The 21,686-nt window shown below is 44.2% G+C and carries 12 protein-coding genes; 7 read left to right on the top strand and 5 right to left on the bottom strand.

Translation table 11 applies throughout. The features are described 5' to 3' along the window. The first annotated feature begins 412 nt into the window (after positions 1-412). Together KW844_RS27810 and KW844_RS27805 are read left to right on the top strand one after the other, a co-directional pair. The gene (locus KW844_RS27810) at positions 413-913 is read left to right on the top strand and encodes a hypothetical protein (protein ID WP_218380044.1); all 501 of its coding nucleotides are present in this window, start codon (positions 413-415) and stop codon (positions 911-913) included. 78 nt (positions 914-991) lie between these two features. Next, on the top strand, positions 992-1,411 hold the full coding sequence (locus KW844_RS27805) for a YcxB family protein (protein WP_218380043.1): 420 nt from the start codon (positions 992-994) through the stop codon (positions 1,409-1,411). 316 nt (positions 1,412-1,727) lie between these two features. Here KW844_RS27805 and KW844_RS27800 read toward each other — a convergent pair whose 3' ends face one another. The 4 genes from KW844_RS27800 to KW844_RS27785 form a co-directional block, all read right to left on the bottom strand. Beyond that, entirely contained in the window at positions 1,728-2,441 is a 714-nt protein-coding gene (locus KW844_RS27800; protein WP_218380042.1) for a DUF2490 domain-containing protein, read from the bottom strand. Positions 2,442-2,593: 152 nt separating this feature from the next. After that, positions 2,594-4,078, bottom strand: coding sequence for a SusD/RagB family nutrient-binding outer membrane lipoprotein (locus KW844_RS27795; protein WP_218380041.1), 1,485 nt, complete (start codon positions 4,076-4,078; stop codon positions 2,594-2,596). Between the two features lie 12 nt (positions 4,079-4,090). Further along, a complete protein-coding gene (locus tag KW844_RS27790) occupies positions 4,091-7,576 on the bottom strand; it encodes a SusC/RagA family TonB-linked outer membrane protein (protein ID WP_218380040.1) in 3,486 nt (1,161 codons plus the stop codon). 312 nt (positions 7,577-7,888) lie between these two features. Continuing rightward, positions 7,889-8,827, bottom strand: a complete 939-nt coding sequence (locus tag KW844_RS27785) for a ribose-phosphate pyrophosphokinase (RefSeq protein ID WP_218380039.1) — start codon at positions 8,825-8,827, stop codon at positions 7,889-7,891. A 185-nt stretch (positions 8,828-9,012) separates the two neighbouring features. Here KW844_RS27785 and KW844_RS27780 point away from each other — a divergent pair, with 185 nt between their 5' ends. Continuing rightward, on the top strand, positions 9,013-9,753 hold the full coding sequence (locus KW844_RS27780; protein WP_218380038.1) for a carboxypeptidase-like regulatory domain-containing protein: 741 nt from the start codon (positions 9,013-9,015) through the stop codon (positions 9,751-9,753). Here KW844_RS27780 and KW844_RS27775 read toward each other — a convergent pair. Beyond that, a complete protein-coding gene (locus KW844_RS27775) occupies positions 9,750-10,073 on the bottom strand; it encodes an FHA domain-containing protein (protein WP_218380037.1) in 324 nt (107 codons plus the stop codon). The genes KW844_RS27780 and KW844_RS27775 overlap by 4 nt on opposite strands. Before the next feature lie 504 nt (positions 10,074-10,577). Here KW844_RS27775 and KW844_RS27770 point away from each other — a divergent pair. The 4 genes from KW844_RS27770 to KW844_RS27755 all read left to right on the top strand — a co-directional run bounded on the left by KW844_RS27770 (position 10,578) and on the right by KW844_RS27755 (position 21,686). Then, on the top strand, positions 10,578-12,407 hold the full coding sequence (locus tag KW844_RS27770; protein WP_218380036.1) for a tail fiber domain-containing protein: 1,830 nt from the start codon (positions 10,578-10,580) through the stop codon (positions 12,405-12,407). 230 nt (positions 12,408-12,637) lie between these two features. Continuing rightward, complete coding sequence (locus KW844_RS27765; protein WP_218380035.1) at positions 12,638-14,926, top strand: hypothetical protein; 2,289 nt, start codon at positions 12,638-12,640, stop codon at positions 14,924-14,926. Between the two features lie 9 nt (positions 14,927-14,935). Then, positions 14,936-16,012: a hypothetical protein gene (locus KW844_RS27760; RefSeq protein ID WP_218380034.1), complete on the top strand. Its 1,077-nt coding sequence runs from the start codon at positions 14,936-14,938 to the stop codon at positions 16,010-16,012. A gap of 34 nt (positions 16,013-16,046) precedes the next feature. After that, positions 16,047-21,686 carry a PA14 domain-containing protein gene (locus KW844_RS27755; protein ID WP_218380033.1) on the top strand — a complete coding sequence of 1,880 codons (5,640 nt, stop codon included), beginning with the start codon at positions 16,047-16,049 and terminating at the stop codon, positions 21,684-21,686.

The raw sequence follows: 21,686 nt of genomic DNA, 5'->3' as shown, positions 1-21,686 counted from the left end.
TACCCCACTCCTATTTTCACTTCACTTTCGCTGGTTATCCTGTACGGACGACTGGGTTTTCATTTTTATTCTAAAAACAGGGCATTTTTTCGCTAAATCGAAAAATCAGGGGCTTTTATTTCTTTTTCGTCAATATTTGGCGGGACCGCATCGTCATGATATAATTTTTATATATTTGTTATTGTATTAATTTTTATTATGGTTACTGTCCTATGAAAAACCAAATATTCCTACACCGCGTGAATCTTCACGCACTGTAAATGACTCTCGAAAGCAATGGTTCGCCCATTGCTTTTGTTTTTATATGAAAATCTCCATTATTCCGACTTTTTACCCAATTTTCCCGAAAAATTTTTAACATAACTAAATCCCAAAATAAATTGTATTTTTAAGTCCGTAAATTTTGCGCCTTATGAAGAAGCTGTTGTTTATGCTGTTGGTAATTTTGGCCGCAGCCGCATCAGCAAATGCCAACACTGGGATTAGAGACGGAGGCAACAATGGAGATAAAAACGGTGGTGATAACAACGATAACCGCAATAACTCTAAGACCGTCAACAATAACAAACCACTCCGCGTAGAAGAATTTGTTTTATTGTTTCCCAGGGCTGATGCTCCAGAGCGGGTAGATGAAGCCGAGTTGGAAAAAGCGATTGTGGATCTGTACAAATGGTACCTTCAGAATGAAAGTAAAGTAAATGCCGGCGACTTTTTGAAGTCGAGCGGTAAAGAACTACTGTTTCCATTTAAAGTGGATCCAAAGGTGCTGCAGCAATATTTTCTCTTTGTAAAAAAGAATTTTCCTGGCTTCAGCGAGGATGATCTCAGCAATGTGAAGCGTTCACGTAAAAAAGAAGCAGTTACTGTACGTGATGATATGGATAACCCATTATCTATTTCAGTTAACAGATAAACCTGGTGGCATTCGGTAATGCATGTAGAATTTAATTACAATAAGGGCGAGGTGTTGAGTGCATTACGGTATCATTTTATGCATCGTGGCGAAATCAAGGTGTTTCGCAACACCATTATCATCTTCCTGCTGGCAACTTTCGCCGGCTATTTCTTTAGCTTAGTTACCATCGGTGCCTTAACAGGCATTACCATCATGATCCTGGTGCTCACCTGGATTTTCTGGTATTTGCTGCCGGTATCCATATATAACAGGGCCGCCACTTTCAAAGACGACATCCGCCTCAAATTTGGTGACGACGGGATGTTCATTTCTACCGGCTCCTCCTACCATGAACGGGCCATCAGCTGGAATAAATTTTCCAAAGTGGTGGACACCAAAAAGTTTATTTACCTCTATCGTGATAAGAAAACGTTCTTCCTGATTCCTGCGAGTGCTTTTAATACTGCAGAGCAGTATGAGGGATGTGTCAGGTTACTGAAAGAGAAGATTGAGTAGTTTTCCGTAGGCCGGAGTTCTTTCGGCCGGTGTTTTTTTCCTGCGTATTATTTTATTGGGATGTTGCCTTCGGCATCATTTGGGGGAGTTCCGCGCTGCGCGCGGAGGGCTGCCAGCTTATCCCTAAGGTCTGCGGCATTAGCTGGTAAGAATTGGTGTAGGTGCCTTCGGCATCTGGTGCGGACTTTTTTGCTCGCAAAGCAGCAAAGCAGGTAAGCAGCAAAGGATGGTGTTTTATTGGGTAAGACAAAAAGGGGAATCGCTTGCAGCAATTCCCCTTTTTGATGTTTTGGGCAGTCGGCCCAAGAATGCTGGGTTAGAGTTTAAAATTGTGGAAAACTGCGAAGTGCAGGATGTGATTCATGGTTTTTGCACCTGAGTTCACCTGTACCAGCTGGTTCATATAACCGATATCTACCCGCAGATCGGGTTTAAACTGGTAGCCGATAGCTGCCAGGAAACGGTTTTGATCGAAGAAGATATTATTGATCTCATTACCCCAGAGGTTCAGGAAAATTTCTTCCTGGAGTGCCACATAAGGGGTTGCTGGCTTTTTTTTGAAAGGCAGGACGGTACGGTTAAAGTACCTGGTTCTGTTGCCATATTTCCAGTCGTCAACGGGTTTGAAGGGTGCGGCGGCATTGGGCTGCCCTACCCAGCGTTGTTCCAGGCGGAAGCGGTGCGTCATGTCCAGCTTTTTAGCTTTATAAATGTATTGCTGGAAGATGCGGTGTTCCGGTAGCCAGGAGTCGGCGGTACCATTATAGGTAGGTACGTAGGCATATCCCAGCAGGATATGGTGCTGTTTGTTCAGGGAGTACTGTAATCCCCCGCGGATGAGGAGCTGTCCTTTATCGCTGAAACCGTTGCGCAGGCGAAGCTGTACATCAAAAGGAATGGCAAATTTACTGTTGAGCTTAGCGGTACCAAAATACGTATACCAGTTCTGATAAGCATGTGTCATGTCCTGTGCGGTGGCGGTATGGCATAAAAATGCCACCATCAGCAGGCACGCAATTTTTCTAATCATGGCGTCTAATGAATATAGGTTGGGTTAAAGATAAATCATAGCGGCCTTTCAGAAAAGCAGGAGTAGATAAATGGTAAGAAAGAGAAACGCCCGGGGCAGCTGAAAGCTGCGTCCGGGCGCCGTTGATTGTAGTTGTGTTAGTTATTAGTTGTTTAGTATTTATTATACCAGAGTTGTGTTCCTTTTTTATCACCACCGATAGCCTCGGCAGCTTTAGTGTAGTTTTCCGCGTTCTGGGTAGTTTCAGACACCAGGTAGGTAAGGCGGAAAGGCACCATGGTTACGCTTGGATCAACAGAGCCGGATACTGGTTTGATGAACAATGCTGCGCCGCCTGGTTTAGCGAAATGCAGTCTGGTACGTTCAAACCATGCCTGGAACCCTTGCGGGTATAATGACAACCATTTCTGTGTGCCGATAACATTGCGCCAGTCGGCAGCATTGTAAGGTACGCGGGTGAGGTAGTCGTTAATAGCAGCATCGCTGATATCAGCTTTAGTGAGTGAGCGCCAGTAGTCGATGGATGCTTTCACTCCGTTTTCGTAGTGCGTTTTAGCATCGCCTACATTCCAGCCTCTTGCCGCCGCTTCTGCCAGGATGAATTCCACTTCTGAATACGTCATCAGTATACCAGGCATGGTAGCGCTGTAGACCTGGGTGCCCGGGAAGGAATATTCATTTGGCGTTAAGCGTCCCGGATCAGAGCTGGAAGTGCCGTACGGCATACCTTTGATGGTATCTGAGTTCCTGGAAGGACGTGCAAAAATATTCAGTCGCGGATCGTTTACGCTCTTCATATAATCCGTTAAAGTGGATGTTACGAAGAACTCACTGATCTCTCTTTCCGAGTCGTTGTACGGAAATTTATTTGGTGCAGTGTTTTGGTAGGCAAACTGTGCGTTATCGATGTTGCCGGTAAACGCATCCTTATAGTGCTTTTCGATGATTTGCTGTGCCAGTTGCGGATTGGCATCAGCCATACGAATAGCGATACGCAGCAACAGGGAGTGTCCCAGTTTTTTCCACAGTCCTACTTCTCCTTTGTAGATGATATCGCCGGAAGTAAAGCTGCTTTGTGATTCGTCGAGAATAGCCACCTGTTGTTCCAGTGAATCAACCAGTGATTTATAAATCGTTTGTGCGTCATCGTATGCCGGTGTGATATCCGTGGTTACGTTGAAGGCCGCGGAATATGGAACGTTACCATAAGTATCAGCCAGTATCTGGAAGAGCCAGGCTTTCATAATACTGGCAATGGCGTTTTGGTTAGGTACGCCTGTTTTATCGGTTTTGGAATTATTTTGTTTGATCAGGTCGTCCAGGTTGTGGAGCGACTGACTATACAACGTATTCCATAAGGCCGCGTTATTACCTTCATCCAGTTGGAACTGCGCATCGTTGGTGCGGGAATTTCCTGTCCAGAACTGCGCATACTCCATAGCGATGTATCCGTTTTGGAGACCGCTGTAAAGGATATCCATAGCGGTTTTCTGGGCACCGGTAAGCAGGTATTGCGGCTGCGTGGTGGTGGGTTTGGTGGGGTCGCGATTCATTTCGTCCAGTTTTTTACAGCCGGAGAAAATCATTGCGCCTGCTACTAAGGCTATGCTGGTATATTTAAATAGCTTGTTCGTCATCTTCACAAAAATTTAGAATGAAACATTCAGGTTAACACCGAGTGATCTGAGAGAAGGCAATGCACCACCTTCAATACCCTGCACGTTAGAGGAGGAATTGACGATGTTGGAAGGATCCACGTTAGGTGCGTTGGACTTGATCAGCCAGAGGTTACGGCCATAGAAAGATACACGGGCAGCCTGTGCCTTAATCTTCTTATACCATGATTCCGGCAGGTTATAACCGATTTTTACTTCACGGAGGTAGATGTAGCTTGCATCATAGAGGTTAGCCTTGCTGATCACGTTACCGCCGTTGAAGTTGAAATGATCTTTGGCCGTGATAACTTTCTCATTTGGCTTACCATCTTCCGTAACACCAGGTACGATAATCCCCGTTTCACGGATGTTGTTCGCTACCGTGCTTTCCAGCAGCCCTGACTTCTCCCCATATAAATTAGTATAGGAGAAGAAATTGCCACCTTTCTGGAAATCCACCAGTGCGGACAGATAAATTCCTTTATAGCTGAAGCTGTTGGTTACACCACCCACATAGTCCGGATAGGCGTTACCGATAGGTTTGATAGCACTCACTTTGTAATAGCCGGTGGCAGCGTCTACGACTCTGTTACCATTGGCGTCGTATACATAATCAGTACCCATGAGTGTACCCAGGGGCTCTCCTACTTTCGCCACTACGGATACTTTCTGGGTGCGTCTGTCGGTACCGATAGTGAGCATTGGGAGCGACACGTTATACTGTGCTACGTCCATGTTCAGCAGCTTGTTTCTGTTGCGGGCTACGTTAGCATTGATATCCCAGCGGAATCCGTTTTTAAGGCGGATCGGGTTGAGGTTCACGCCTACTTCAATACCTCTGTTCTGCACGCTACCTCCATTTACGAAGGTGCTGGTATAGCCGGTTGCGGCAGGCACCTGCAATGGCAGCAGCTGATCTTTGGTAGTTTTATCGTAGTAGGTAAAGTCAACGCCTATACGATTATCCAGGAACTTGAGTTCGATACCTGTTTCAAATTCTGAAGTACGTTCAGGTTTGAGGTCCAGGTTATTTTTAGTAGGACTGAATGTATTGATTGGGTTGCTACCGAAAGGCAGTACGTACTGGTAGGTGTCATAGAGGCGGTATGGATCGGCATCGTTACCAACGGCAGCCATACTTCCTCTCAGTTTACCATAGCTAAGCCAGGACCAGTCTTTCAGCAGATCCGAGAATACAAAAGATACCGATGCGGAAGGATAGAAATACTGATTATTTCCTTTCAGCAAGGTAGAGCTCCAGTCGCTGCGGCCGGTCAGATCCAGGAACAGGAAGTTCTTATATCCGAGGTTGGCGGTAGCAAATGCGGAGTTGATTTGTTTTTCTGCATATTCATCAATCGGGCTGGCGATGGCCACGCTGTTCAGCAGGTTATAAACACCGGGCGTGATGAGGCCACCATTGGTAGAACCGCCTGTGGTAGTCCATTTGCGGTGCATTACGTTACCACCTACGGTTGCGTTGAGCATGAAGTCTTTACCAAATTCTTTATGTGCATTGGCGGTTACTTCGTAGTTCATTTCTCTTGAAGTACGGATACGTTTGATATATCCGCCTACTACGTAGTCTTTGGCGGTTCTTTCTTCTTCGAGTTGGTTATAGTCATCCATGTACACGCGGCCACGGAGGGTGAGCCAACTGGTGGCGTCGAGGTCGAGGCCGGCGTAACCGAACACACGGTTACGGCTATCTGTTTCGTAGTCCATGTAACGGTTCCAGTATGGTCCGTTGCTGGACGACATGGTATCGTTATTCCATGCGCGGCGGTTCCAGGTGATCTGGGAGCCGTCGGGGTACTGATAGATTTTTTCTTTTTCCAGGTCCAGCTGGCGTTGGCCGTACATGGTAAACTGGAGGGTGGGGTTAGGGCCGGTAAAGCCGGTACCCGGGCGACCTTTAGCATTCAGCGAGCTATAGTTTACAGCTGCGGTGGCGGTGAGGCCTTTTGCCAGTTTATAGTTCCCGTTGAAGGAAAGGTTGTTACGTTTGAGTGTAGAATTAGGCAGTACAAATTTTTGGTCCATGTTGCCGTAGGAGAGGCGGAAGGCGCCTTTATCGTTAGAGCCGGCCATGGAGATATTGTTAGTGATGGTAACTCCTGTTCTGTAGAAATCCTTTACGTTGTTAGGCTGTGCTACCCAGGGGGCAGTTTGGCCGAAGGATGGGTTGTTTTTGTCTTTACCCCAAGACCAGTAAGGGCGGATGATCTGGCCTTGCAGTTTAGGACCCCATGACTGGTCTTCGTAGTACTGTGGCATGAGATCGTAGCGTCCTTTACCGTTGTTGTCATCGTAGGTAGCGCTTTGTTCGTTCAGGAATCCTTCCGGGTGTTGGTTATAGTAGAGTGTATCAAACAGGCCGTTACCGCCGCCACCGTACATATTCTGGTATTTAGGTAAAATGGCTACCTGGTCCATCTGTGCGTTGAGGGAGTAGGTAACGCCGATACCACCTTCTGCATCGGGGCGTTTTTTGGTAGAGAGCAGGAGTACACCGTTTGCACCGCGGCTGCCGTAGAGTGCAGTAGCGGCGGCGCCTTTGAGTACGGAGATGTTATCAATATCTTCCGGGTTGATGTCCTGTAGTGGGCTACCATAGTCGTAACCGCCACCACCGTTGAGCTGTCCGCCCTGGTTGGTATTGGTGTTCATGATGGGCACACCGTCGACCACGAAAAAGGCGTTATTATCACCGAGGATGGATTTCACCCCACGGATAGTTATTTTAGAGGAACCGCCCATGGAGCCGGTGTTGGTATTTACCTGCAAGCCGGGAACTTTACCGCTGAGGGCATTTACGAAGTTGACTTCTTTTGCTTCCTGTACGGAGTTGCCTGTTACTTCTGACATGGCAAAACCTACGCTGCGTGGGTTTTTCTTGATACCGAGTGCTGTTACTACCACTTCGTTGAGCACTTTTTTTCCTGCGCTGGCGGGCGTAAGCTGGATGTTGATCTCGCCGCGTTTTGTTACAGGAATAGTTTGTTCAGCAAAGGTAGGAGCACTAACGAGGATGGTGTCATTGATTCCGGCTTTGATGGTATAAGTACCTGCGGGAGTAGACTGTGCTACGGCGCCGGATTTCTTATTTTTTATCATCGCGCCTGGAATGGCAGTGCCTGCATCATCTTTGATGGTGCCTATTAGATTGAATTTATTTACTTCTTCCTTAGCTGTTTTTTCGTCGGGAGGAAGAACTAGTCCGGTGTCCTGCTTAGCTGGCTGCGTTGTGCCAGTATCCTTTACAGGAGAGGGTTTGCTGGTGTCTTTTGCTGGTGCGGATGTATCCTTTACGGGTTTTACAGGAGTTGTGTCAGCGGCTGGTTTTACGACTACGGGGGTAGTGGTATCCTTTTGCTGCCGGATATGCAGGGACCCATGCGGGATTGTGTATGCGCTGCTGGAGGTATAGCAGAAAAGGGCATAGCACAGCCCCAACCAGGCTAGTACTTGGCTTCTCATTGTATAATGCACGATTTGGTTACAAAATTTTTTAGACGCTTAGGATAGCCTTAGCCGTCTACAGTTATATTGGCATTTGATCTATCAATATAACTATACAATCAAGTGGCCCTTGACAATGGGTTTAAGGGCAAAAAAAAATAAATTAGGTTTTTCCGCATTTCAAAGTGAGGTATGCTACTCAAGTAATACTTTCATCACTGACCGTTGTTTGTGTATATAAAAAATGAGCAGGAATAATCATTACTGCTGATTAATTATATGCATGATTTCCTCTGCAAACGATTGTTTACAAATAGCCTGCCAACAGGTTTACATGCCAGATGTTATGCTTTCGAAAAAGTTGACGATGAGGTGATCTACGGAGCGTACTTCGAGGAGTTCGTCCTGTATGGTGAGCGCGTTGGGGTGTGTATCGGTGCAGATTACTTTTTTGATGATGCCACTGTCTTTAATGCGTTGGAATCCGTTGCCGGCGAAGATGCCGTGGGTGGTGATCACGAATATTTCGCGGGCGCCGGCATCGCGGTAGGCTTCAGCGGCGTGGATGAGGGAGCCGCCGGTGCGGATCATATCATCGTAGATGATGACGGTTTTACCTTTTACATCAGCGCTGATGGCGGTGATGGCGGTTTCTTCGCCGGAGAGGCGGCGTTTGAATACGAATGCTGCGGGTACGTGGAGGTCGTTGGCGAGGGATTCAACCCATTTGGCGCGGCCAGCGTCGGTACTGGCGAGGACAAAGGGTTTGCCATCGGCGAGTTCGCGGGCGGCATCTTTAACAAAATCTTTAGCATAAAGATGGGTGGGGCGCACGTTGCTTTCGAAATAGTGTGTAATCCCGTCCACATGTAGGTCAATCATGACCACTTGTGTACCCTGTGCCGTGAGTGGCAGCGAGGAGAACAGGAGGGCTCTTGTTTTAGCCTTTACTATTTCACCGTATTTGACGGCTCTTTCCATGGTGGAGTAGCCGAAGTAAGGGATTACGATGTTGATGGAGCAGGCGCCAAGCTGGATGCAGCCGCTGGCGAGGTCATATAATTCCAGGGTTTCTTTATCGTCGATGGTGCCACCTAACAGGATAACTTCCCGGTTTCTTACGTTGGTAAGTATGCGGTGATAGTGTTCGCCATCGGGGAAATCTCGGATATCGAGTTCACCGTTTTCCCACTGGGGAATGGAGATGGCGAGGAGTCTATCTTTCAGGTATTGGTAATGTTGTGTAGCGAAAATGACTTTCTGGGACATAAAAAATATCACTGGATTATGGTAAAAATAGCTAATAATATGGATAGGCGGGATATTTATACGGTTGAGAATTAATAAATTTGTTAAAGAGCACTGTCGTATTTAGAAAATTTTAAGATTTGGCGGGAGTCATTTTAACGTTTCTTTTGCGGGTGGAAGTTTAATTTTGGTTGATAACGTAGTTCATGGTTCGTTTTTACGCATATATCGGAGCATTATTTCTTTTCTTTTTCATCAACCTGCAGGATACGGTCGCACAAGTAAGATTATCTGGTATGGTGGCGGATCAGGACACTAAAGTGGGGATTCCCTTTGTTTCCATTTTAAATAAGCGCGCAATGACCGGCACACTTAGTGCGGAGAGTGGTCGTTTTTATATAGAGGCGATGCCTGGAGATACCCTTGAGTTCTCTATGGTGAGCTATGCTACAAAAGTGGTGGTAACGCCAGGTATGAATGCCACCTTTGATGTGCTGATGGCAAAGCGGCTGTATGAGCTGGGGGGCGTGAATGTGCAGGGGAAGAGTCATTACAAGGACTCACTGGCTATGCGTGCCGAATATGACCGTTATTTCAACTACAAGAAGCCGGGAGCAATGGATGTATTAAAAACATTGCCGGCAAATCCGATTACAGCACTCACCTACCTGGTGCCCAGCAAAGCGCGTCAGCGGAAAGAGCAGTTTAAAGAGCAGCTGCAGTTCTGGGAAAAAGAGAAATTTATTGATTACCGTTATTCACCGGAAGTGGTGGGTCGTATGACCAAGCTGCAAAGTCCGGAGCTGGATTCGTTTATGTACAAATACCGTCCTTCGTACCAGTTTTTAAACGACGCCTCTGAGTATGATCTGCTACTATATATCAAGAATAGTTTTGAGCAGTGGAAAAAGGCGAATCCTTCCGTTTCTGTAGATTCTTCCCGTTAAAAAATATATTCCACTAAGAATGGTATGGTGGCCAGTTTGAGGGTGCCGCCATTTTGAAGCTGTACCAGTGCTGTACAGGCTGTTTCTTCTCCGTTAACGTTTACAAATGTTCCATAGGTAGATCCTACATCTACTACCCAATAGTCGTTTTTAATCAGTTTAATCATACAATGATTGCGGCTGATGGTGCTGTCGGTAAAAATGCTTTTGCCCATTTTTTCCCGGCCGAAGTGTGCGGCGTTAAAAAATTTCAGTTCAAAGTACCGGTTGGTAACCTGGTTGGTGAGTCGTATGCCGATAGGGGTTGCGATTTTTTCCATGATAAGTTTGTTGATGGGTAAATATCAGGGAAGGGACTGAATGGAGGTAGCAGTGGCAAACCATCGTTCATGAAGACGCTGAAATATGCGGGAGTAAGCACTCCTGAAATCTTCGTGGTATAGATCAAAATTTGCTTTCATTTCTGCTATAAATGATGCTGCACGGTTGGTTGGTGTGCATGCGCTAACCGTCTGCTTATCTAGCAGTTGTGTGAATATTAAGAAGATATACAACACTAGTTGTAATTATGTTTTTTTATTTTTATTCTTAATTTGAATGTCTATTTTTGTTATTGAAATAGTCCTAGACCTATTGAAATTTTTCAGTTAGCCCAAATAGGATTGTTGTGAATTTAATTCTGTGATACCAGTAACCGTAGTAATTATTCGACTTTCAACCGTGAAATAAACTGCCACATAAGGCATCTTTCCCGGAATAAATATTTTGCCAACATGATTTGATGATGCATGCCACCGGGTTTGTATCAGCAAGATGGATATCCTATGAAAAAAAGTATTCTATTATTGTTTTTATTCGCTGCGAGCAGCTCCTATGCGCAGAAGGTATACCAGATTCGGGCCGACAGTGTTCGTATTTATAATGTGTGCGATACCGCAGAATTGATCCTGGAGAATCGAACATCAGGTGTAAATGGCTACCTGTATAATAAAGGAAATGGCCGTACGGAGTTTAAAAAGATAAAGCTGGAACAGATCGGGACTTCCCAAATTGCCATTGTGGGGCAGGATACTCTTGATTTGAGTACCATGCCTGGTATTGGAGGAGTACAAAGTATTTACAGGGAGGGGGACCAGATAAAGTATGTAAAAAATGGAATCATATATACCATTGATGCACCCATGGCTCCTACCCTGGAGAATGTTACTGCAAGTGGAAATATGACTCATAATAAAGTATTGGTAGACGGAAACTTCGTGTATTCGCCGCCGTCTATTTCTCTGGCTATAGGGGATCACGATTCAGGAATCAGGTCTGATGGAGATGGAGTACTATCCTTAATGGCTAACAGTCGTATGGTGGCCAGATGGACACAAGAGAATTTCAATTTCTTTTATCCCCCGTTGGTAGACGGGAATAAAATATGGCATGAAGGAAATGATGGGGTGAATTCTGGTATGGATGCGGATTTGTTGCGTGGGTTGGCACCTGTTTATGCGCCATACATCAATTCGATTGTAGCAAGGGATGGTTATGGTGATGCTTTTGCCCGGTATTTTAATACTAGTGCTCCTACTGAGAATGGTATAAATCTTACCAGGATATTTGCGGGCAATGATGGTTATATCAGACCTGTAGATGCAACGGCTGTACGTAAGTTCCTTGGTGTGCCGGTGGATGGTGAAACACTGGCGAGTGTAACTGGACGGGAAGCCACTACAGATGTGCCTATTATGGTGAAAAATAAGATCAGTTCTAGTCGCGCCAGTGTACTGGATGATACTTTATATGCAAGAGGTAATTTTGAAGCACAGAGTAATGGTTATCCTTCGTATGGATTTCACCGGCCTGGCATAAGTGGTATGGCACTGTACATGTGGGATGACGGCCAGTTGAGGGTGAGGTCGGATATTGGGATGGATGGGAAATTATGGCATTCAGAGAATGATGGCGTAAACTCCGGATTGGATGCGGATTTGCTGCGAGGGCTTTATCCGGATGTGTTAGGTAAGGCAAATACACTTGCATTAAGGGATCTGAATGGAAATTTGATGTTTGTAAATAATGGGATTGCTAGCGCAGGCTTGTATTGGGGAAATAATACTGATTCATGGCGGATTTTTATCGAATCGGAGTATGACACTCCTTCTGGTAATATGGTATTTGAAAATGCGGATAATGGAGATGAAGGTTGGTTATTTAGAAATAACTCGAGCGCTGGTGCAGGTGTAAAAGATGTATTAAAGCTTAACCGTGATAAACTCAATTTCGGAGGTGTTTTTGATGTGGATGGAGCTGGTAATACCACTGCTTCAGGCAATATGTATGCTACTTCTTACTATCAAACTTCCCTGAGAAGTCTAAAAAAGAATATCACACCCCTCTCCTATTCAGCGCTTGCAATATTGAATAAAGCACAGGTGCGCACGTTCCAATTTAAGGCTGATACTACCGGAAAAACCAACATTGGTTTCATTGCGGACGAGGTGCCGGATGAAATGTCGACCCCTGGCAGAAAAGGTGTAGACCAGGCCAGTACTGTGGGGTTATTGGTGAAGTCGGTACAGGAACTTGCCCAACAAAATGAGGCATTGGTGGAGAAGGTAAAGCAACTGGAAGCAATGATAGAAAAACTGGTCGCTGATAAAAAGTAGCCATAAATCTCTCTATAAAAAATTATGAATGCCTATAAAAATTGAGGAGAGTTTTTATCCATGATAAGTTCGCATGAAATTTTTTTTCTGTGAAACATAGCAGGATACTGCCCACTAATATTTTAGCTGATAAATCCTTTTGATGTTATTGTGTAAAACCTAATTTTGATGACACGAATCCTATACCAAAAATTTTGTCTGATTGTTAGCCCTAAGTTGACGTTGTTAAAGTGAGAACCGTAACCATACTGATATTATTCCTATTGTGTATCCTACGCGCATCTGCACAGGTGAAAGAAATCCCCGGAGCGAAAAAAGCGATAGATACATTGTACTACACGGTACATTCAGATCGTTGTAAAACAATGGTGCCCATACCTGTGGCCTTATACGCCGGGCCATTGGGAGATACACGTTTGCCTGCCCTGAGAGAACGCAAGCCGGCTGCGTTTTCGCCAATAGTGAACAGAATACCATTGCTGCAGGTGCATGGAAACGTAACTTATGACGGGTATTATCAGTCCAACAGTGATACGCCTTATCTCGAAAAAGATATTTACCAACATACCCTTACTACCAGTTTAGATATTACTGTAAAGAATCAATATCCGTTGCACCTGGCATTTAGTACCAGCAAGGGAAATTCGGTACTGTTCCGCAACCTGACCGGCATGAATTTGCGATATACGAATCGCGATTTTAAACAGTTGCTATTGGATAAAGCGAAGTCGTGGGATGTAGGGAAATTGAAACAGCTGCGTGAAGTAGATAGTCTGAAAGCAAAGATGGATGTGGATTGGACTAAGCTGGAGCGACTGAAAGGCTGGTTTGCTGCTCCACGACAAAAGCAACGTATGGTGGAAGCTAAAGAGCATGATTATAATCTTCGTTTTCAGGATTCGCTGGCCTTCAAAAAACTGGATTTGAAAAAGCCAAATTTCAGCAGGCCTTTTATGAAGTTTCCTGATAAGAAAGAAATTATTTCTGCCGGAAAAGATAGTGCTGTAGCCTTGCTGCGCGAAGAGTTTGCGCAAAAGAAAATGGAGCTGGACTCTATGCAGTCCTCTTATTCCAAATTAGAAAAACTATATAATAAGAAACGCACCGCACTTGGCAGCAAAAAAGCTTCGTTACTGGATGCTATCAGGAAGAGTAAGAATGATGAGGAAATGATATCCAGCCTGGCTGCTATGAATCTGCCGGACTCAATTTTGCCACCGGGTTATAAATTGCTCCTGTCGATGAAATCATTTGGAGTAGGCCGAACAATGGTGGATTATAGTGAGCTGACCGCAAAGAATATCAGCATTACAGGTGTGCAGGCGGAGTTTAACCCCAGCTGGTATTTTGCATTTGCCACCGGTGCAGTTGACTATCGTTTTAGGGATTATGTGGTGAATGCCAACCGGCCGAAGCAGTACCTGAATATTATACGCATGGGCACGGGGCAGAAAGAAGGTAATAATGTGATTGTATCCTTTTATACGGGTAAGAAGCAGGTGTATAACTATAACACCAGTACGAATGTGCAGGTGCCGGATAATAAAATCATGGGTGTGTCGGTGGAGGGCCGCTGGCAGGTAACCCGGAATAATTACCTGGTTGGTGAGGTGGCTAAGAGTTCTATGCCTTACTATGCGCGGGCAGCGGATCATCAGAGTTTAGGTAGTAGCATGGCAAAAATGAATCAACGTTCCAATGAAGCGTTTTCTGTATCTGGTTTCAGCTTTGTACCGCTTACGGCTACACGTTTTACGGGCATGTATAAGTTGATGGGGCCGGATTTTCAGTCGTTTAGCCTGTATTCCAGTGGCTCCCAGCAAGTTGCCTGGCTGCTGAAGGCGGAGCAGCCTTTGTTCAAAAAGCAATTAACTATAACGGGGTCGGTTAAACGAAATGCTTTTAATAACATTTTTGACAGTACGAGCTACAGTAGTAAAACCATTTTTAAAAGTATACAAGCTACTTTCCGCAGGCGCAACTGGCCGGTGTTGTCGGTAGGTTACTACCCGAGCAGCCAGCTCATGAAAATTTCGGAAGATAAGTTTATAGAGAATATGTTTTACACCCTGGCAGGAACGGCCAGTCATAATTACACCTATCAGGGGATCAGCATGAATACGATGTTGTCGGCCACGAGGTTTTACAACCGCCAGACAGACAGCAGCTTTGTTTATTTCAACAGTACCAACATGCAGTTGACGCAAACATTGTTTTTGAAATCGCTGACTTTATCAGGAGGGGGAACCCTTTCCTCCAACCAGGACTATGCGCTTTATGGTGCTGATGGCAATGCGCAATACCGGATCAACAGTTGGCTGGAGGTGGGTGCAGGCCTGGTGTATAATTATCAAACCGTATATACTAATGAACAGCTCGGGTATTCCGGTAATGCGCGACTGAACATACCTAAGGTGGGTGAGTTTGTGCTGATGGCTGATAAGGGTTTTGTTCCGGGAGTGAATAAACAGCTGGTACCAAATAAAACAGGAAGATTGACCTATACCAAAATATTTTAATTGTAGACTATGAAGAGGATCCTATACCTTCTGATGGTGTTTCTTGCTCTGCGTGCGGAAGCGCAGGTGACCATTACACCGCAGTTACCCCCTGCCGGAATTTTATCGAAAGCGCAGCTATGGAATATTGCGCTGATGTCGGGCTCACAGGCGCCGATAGGTGCTACCGTGACCCTTCGTTTGATGGATGCCACTACCAATCAGGCTGTGCTGACGGGTATTACCAAAGAAATTTTACTGAACAGAGGAGCGCGACAACTAACCGCTGCGGATTTTACGCCGATACAGTATGAGTATCTCTCCCCTTCTGTGGACCGTAGTCCTAATGGCTTGTTGCCGGCGGGTAACTACCTGGCCTGCTATAGCCTGATACTATCCGACAATAAGCAGCACCAGATGGGTGAAGACTGTATACCGTTTGTGGTGGAGCCGGTGAGTCCGCCGCAGTTGAACATGCCTGAGAATAAAAGTCTGGTTGAAACGGACCGGCCACAGTTTACCTGGCTGCCTCCTACCCCTGCCAGTATGTTCAAGGATCTGAACTACGATCTGGTATTGACGTATGTGCGGGAGGGGCAGTCGCCGGAAGAAGCGGTGCAGCAGAATGCGCCGGTGTACAGGCGAGCTTATCTGAAGGATGTATTTGTAAACTATCCGTCGGCGGCAAAGGCGCTGGATACGGCGGCGACGTATGCATGGACGGTGCGGGCGAAGAATGGGACGGTGTTTGCGGCGCAGTCGGAGGTATGGACGTTTAGGGTGAAGGGGAGGAAAGTAATTAATGGAGATAATAATGGCGCCTATGTAGCACTCCGTCGTGAACTTGATGGTGCAGTCGTTTCTGTATCGGACGTTTTGGCATTTTCTTTTATTAATGAGACTGACGATACCCTGGTGAACTATGATATGATGGATTTAAGTAACAATCAGCAGCTGGAAAAAGGACAATTGAAAGTGCAATTGGGTGAAAATCGCTTATCTGTTACATTTAAATCGAGGATGAAGGATGGAGCGCTGTATCTGTTTACAGTTCGCAATTCTCATGGAGAGCGCTGGCAGATTAAAGTACGCCATACTGAAAAATAAACAACTATATATCCTGTCTAAATAAAGAATAAGAATGGTTCTGTTTTTTATAGAAAAGAAGAGAAAGGTTATCGCATCAATAATGTTATCCCTCATTTATGTTGAAATAGTGGTGCCTGCTTATGCCTTAAATGCAACAAAAGGGAATGTCCTTCCATATACGGTTAGTGATTGTCATAATTCTACTAAGGCGGACGGTCCTATAGGAGCCGGCCTGACAAAGGCTTCAACGATATCACTTTCACGAATAGGGAAAATGGTGGATGGAGGACCAACTCAACCTGAGTCTGAAAGTTTTCATTCGGTGAATAGTAATGATATGGTTGATTTATTTACCGGTGATTTTAAATACACTATCCCTTTGATTGATGTAGGGGGGTATCCATTAGCCATTGGTTACAATAGTGGGATAAATATGGATCAGGAGGCGAGTTGGGTTGGGTTGGGTTGGAATCTGAATCCTGGAGCTATTACACGTAATCTCCGTGGCTTACCGGATGATTTTGATGGACGCGATTCCATTGTTAAACAGATGAATATTAAAGAAAACAAAACGGTGGGCGTTTCGGCCACCCTGGGAACTAAGGTATCCGGGTATCCAATGTCTGCTAACTTTAATATGGGACTGTTTTATAATAATTACAGAGGATGGGGAATGGAGTCGGGTGCAAGCGTGGGTTTAAGTGCTGGCGCTAAGGGGTTTGGAACACTCACGGGTGGCTTATCGATATCTAATAATACACATGAAGGTATATCAGTTTCTCCTTCCATATCCTATGAGACATTTAGGAAAGAAAATGAAGAAAAAGGAGGTTTTACTGGTACATTATCAGTAGGACTTAGTTATAATACTCGTAGTGGCTTGAAAGCTTTGCAATATTCTGCGGGAATTAAACAAAATACGGCTATTGTAAAGGATAAGACGGTACCGGGAGTAGATGAGAATGGATATGAAGTATCCAAATTGGAACGGAGTGTTTCAACCGCTTCCGCTGAAAGGGGAACGATTTCCAGTAGCATTTCTTACGTTTCGCCTGCATTCTTTCCTGGAATAAGTATGCCTTATACTACAGAGGCTTACAATGGTCGGTTTAACGTCGGGATTCCTGTTTTCGGCGTATATCCTCACGTAGGTGTGAGTGGTTATGTTACCAGGCAGTTTATTGCTAAAGATGACCAATACCGTGAGTTACCAGCTTATGGGTATTTGAATATGCAAAATGTGGATCGTAATGGAGTTAATTTATTGGATTTTGGTAGAGAGAGAGAAATTCCTGTGAAAGAGGATAATAAGAATATTGCGGTGCCATATTACACTTATGATGTGTTTTCCATCAGTGGAGAAGGTACCGGAGGTATGTTCAGGGCGCGGCGTGGTGATGTCGGTTATGTTTCTGATCATAAGCTCAAAACGAAATCAATTTCAATGGGAGGTGGTCTGGATTTAGGCTTTGGACAATTGTTTGAATTTGGGGTTGATTTTAATAGAACGATTCCGGAAACCACGACCGGGCCTCTTTTGGAAACAGGTTCTATAGTGAGTCCTTTCAAGAAAAAAACGGGTCTTTTTGAACCATCTTATTTTAAGAATGCCGGAGAGATGGGCGCTATAGACCCGGAATATCTTAATTCAGTTGGAGGCACGGATTTGGTATTTGCAGAATTGAGTTATCCCCAGACCAGCTACATGGGCCCAAGTGGAGTATTGCAAGTATATAAGGGTGGAAGAGTTACGAATAATATATATGCCTGGGATGGATATGGAATAAAGAATAAGCGGGATAAAAGAACTCAGGTAATCAGCTATCTCACCGCTGAGGAAGCAGCGACTGTTAGTGCGGATAAGTTCATAGAAAACTACCCATTAAACAGTTTTCCGGTTAGTGACTGTGAAAAAAGTATTCCAGATGGTTTGGAGTCTGAGCTTGGGTTTACAGGTGATGTTTATAATGGAATCGATGCAACAAAGGGAGGATATCTGAGAACAGTTGATTTTCCCGACGTGAATTTTAATAATGGTTCAGATTTATTGAACAAGAATCCTCCTTTGAAAGATTATATCTGGATAAATACTGCCAAGAAGAATAATTCACAATATACAATTCAATGGAAGGCCAGAATGCGGCCTCCTGCGGACGGTACCTATAAATGTACATTTGAGTTTAATGACAAGGTGAGGTACTATATTAATGACGTTAGGGTGTATAATCACTGGAAGAATGAAGGGTTTGGTACTGATTTTTTTAGTATTAATCTGGAAGGAAACCGATATTATGATATCATGATTGAGTATTGCAATGATATCAGTGACGGCTATTTTCGTCAGAAATGGGTAAACCAGGATGGGGAGCAAATGAAAGATATGTTTTTTATTCCTCCGAAAGCTGATACATTGGTGACTTCGTCAGGTGTATCCATTGAGAAACGAGTAAATAGTTTTCGTAAAAAGAACCATATTTCCGAAATAGAGGTGCTCAATACATCCGGGCAACGATATGTTTATGGCCTACCTGTTTATAATTTGGTTGAAAGGGAATATACATTCTCGCTTAATCACAGCGATACTGCTGCTAAGTATGGAGAAGCTGATTATGTACATGGCAAAGACAATACTCCTGATAACTTGAATGGCAATGATAATTACTTCAATATGCAGGAAACGCCTGCCTATGCGCATTCTTTTTTATTAACCAGCATCCAGTCTCCTGATTATGTGGATGTGACCGGGAATGGTATTACAGATGATGATCTGGGTACAGCTGTAAAATTCAATTACAGTAAAACGGCCGGGGCGTCGTACCGGTTCAAATGGCGTACACCTGGTAATAAAAAGACTACTTATAACGAGGGTTTGAAAAGTGACACAAGAGATGATAAAGGTAGTTATGTCTATGGAGAGAAGGAATTATGGTATCTGAATTCTATTATATCAAATACTATGATTGCCACCTTTACTGTTGGAAACAGGGAAGATCTATTGTCTATCACTGAAAAGGGAGATCTGGCTTCGGAAGGACCAGCAAAATTTCTGAAAGAAATAAACCTTTATACAAAAGCTGAATATGGAAAAGCCATTGATGAAAGCCGTCAGCCGATTCCGGTAAAAACGGTTCACTTTGATTATGACTACAGTCTATGTAAGGGCGTGAATGGGGACCCAACGAAAGGTAAGCTGACGTTGAAGGGAATATGGTTTTCATATAATGGAAATCAAAGTAAGAATATTGCCAGGGCAAAGCAAAATGGCTATGTGTTCTACTATAATAGTAAAAACCCAGGATATGAGCATACGTCATTCGACAGATGGGGTAATTATAAAAATCCACTGGATAACCCGCAATCAACACCAACGGATCTGATTACAAATGCAGAATTTCCATATGCTATTCAGGATAGTGCAGTGATGGCGAAAAATGCCGCTGCGTGGACACTGGATAGTATCAAACTCCCTTCTGGTGGTAGAATGAAAATCAACTTTGAGAGTGATGATTATGGCTTTGTTCAGAATAAGCGAGCTACAAGTATGGTGCAGATAGCAGGATTGTCACAGTCAGCACCGCAGTATGTCACGGATTTAACCAGAAGTTTATATACCAATAGTGGGCCTTCGTTCTCTGATAATTTGTATGTATCCTTTAAAGTAGATAAGCCTGTGGCAAATAAGGCAGCCGTTCTTAAGAAATACCTTAAAGATCTGAACGATACTATATTCTTCCGCTTGAATGTGCAGATGCCATCAGATCTGAATGGTAAAGGCAATGAAAATATACCCTGCTATGGCTATCTTGATTCTACTGATTATGGCACTTTCGACCACGGTAATTATATCTATTTCAAATTAAGGCCGGTTCATCTGGATGGAGATGAAGGCAGTAGGTTTAGTCCGTTGGCAAATGCTGCAATCCAGTTTATGAAGGCGAATCTGCCTTCCAAGGCTTATCCTGGTTCTGAAGTTGGTTCAGGCCTAACGGGAGAAGCTGCTATTAAGATGATTTTGCAACTCTCCACAAATGTGGTCTCTGAATTTGCGGGGGTTGACAGGTCATCCCGCGTAAGAGGAAGCGCCAGAGATCTTGATCTGAAACGTTCATTTGCTCGCCTGTGCAGCCCTGAATATAAGAAGTATGGTGGAGGGTTGAGGGTGAGAAATATATTGATTTATGATAATTGGAATGCTATGACTAACCAGAAGGAGTCATTATATGGCACTGAGTATAAGTATACTATGCTGAATGAAGATTCTCTTGAGATTAGTAGTGGTGTTGCTTCCTATGAACCATTGTTAGGCGGGGAGGAAAACCCATGGAAGAAGCCAATTGTATATAAGGAGAAAGTGGGTAAGATGATTCCGGAGGTGACTAGTTATGTCGAAACTCCGTTTGGTGAGTCGCTTTTCCCTGGTGCTTCTGTTGGTTACAGGAAAGTTGTTGCACGCTCTATTCACAGAGGAGACAAGATAAGGTCTGGTATGGGCTATACTGTAAATGGTTTTTATACTGCGTATGAGTTTCCAACAATTTCTTCTTATGTAGAATTGAATGATAGTACCCGTATGCGTTATAAGCCAAGCAATCTTAATAACTGGCTGAAATTGGATGCAAAGTATCAGCTTATGATTAGCCAGGGATTCCTGGTAGAGTTGAATGATATGCACGGAAAGCCACGCAACACGGAAACTTTTGCAGAAGGATCAGATAAGCCGATATCGACGTCTACAGTTTATTATCATGTGGATAATCCATCAATGGCTATTCAGCATTTGAATAACACTGTCACAACTCTGAATGCCAATGGTGACATTAACGACAAAGCTCAATGTGGAATTGATATTGAATTGATGGAAGATGCGCGGCAACAGGTATCGCGTACCAGCTCTTTGACCATTGCTGGTGGCTCCATAGGTGTAATGCTAGGTTTGCCATCTACCTGGCCATTCATGTTTCCACTGCCGCAGCATGAGGAAAGTATATTCAGATCAATTGCAATTACTAAGCTAGTTAATCGGAGAGGAATAGTTGATAGTATGGTAGTAACTGACCGTGGTAGTCGTGTGGTTACAAAAAATCTCATGTACGATGAAGAAACGGGAAATGTGCTGTTGACCGAAACTCAGAATGAGTTTGACGATCCTATTTATACATTCAGTCTTCCAAATTACTGGGTATATGACAGAATGGGGCTGGCATATAAAAATATCGGAGTAGGAACTAGTATGAATGTGTCGAAGGGGATAGCTGATGTTGGCGCTGATGATATAGTGAAACGATATACAACAGGGGATGAAGTAATGTTTGAGTATTACAAGAAAATAGGCGTTGAAAGTTTTGATACCTGTTATTCTGTATTTGCTCAGTTTCCGAATATAGGCAAAGGATATGTGCTTGAGTTAAGTGAAATCAAAGGTGGACCTAAGAAAGTGATGGTGGTTACAGCAGATGGTCAACCTGTTGATGACGCCCGAAATTTTAAAACCCTCAGATCCGGTAGGAAAAATGTGCTTGGGACAGCAGGGATGGTTACAATGAAAAAGAATCCACTTGCTACAGATGAGTGGGGAACGTTGCTCATACTTGATGACTCAAGAGACATACTTAGTGCTACTAGTGTTGAATACAGTGAAAACTGGAAAATTAGTGATATCCAAAAAGCGATTTTACGTTGCGTACTTAAATAA

Source organism: Chitinophaga sp. sic0106 (genome assembly GCF_019219075.1).
Taxonomy (GTDB): domain Bacteria; phylum Bacteroidota; class Bacteroidia; order Chitinophagales; family Chitinophagaceae; genus Chitinophaga.
This window is presented reverse-complemented; position numbering and strand designations above follow the sequence as displayed.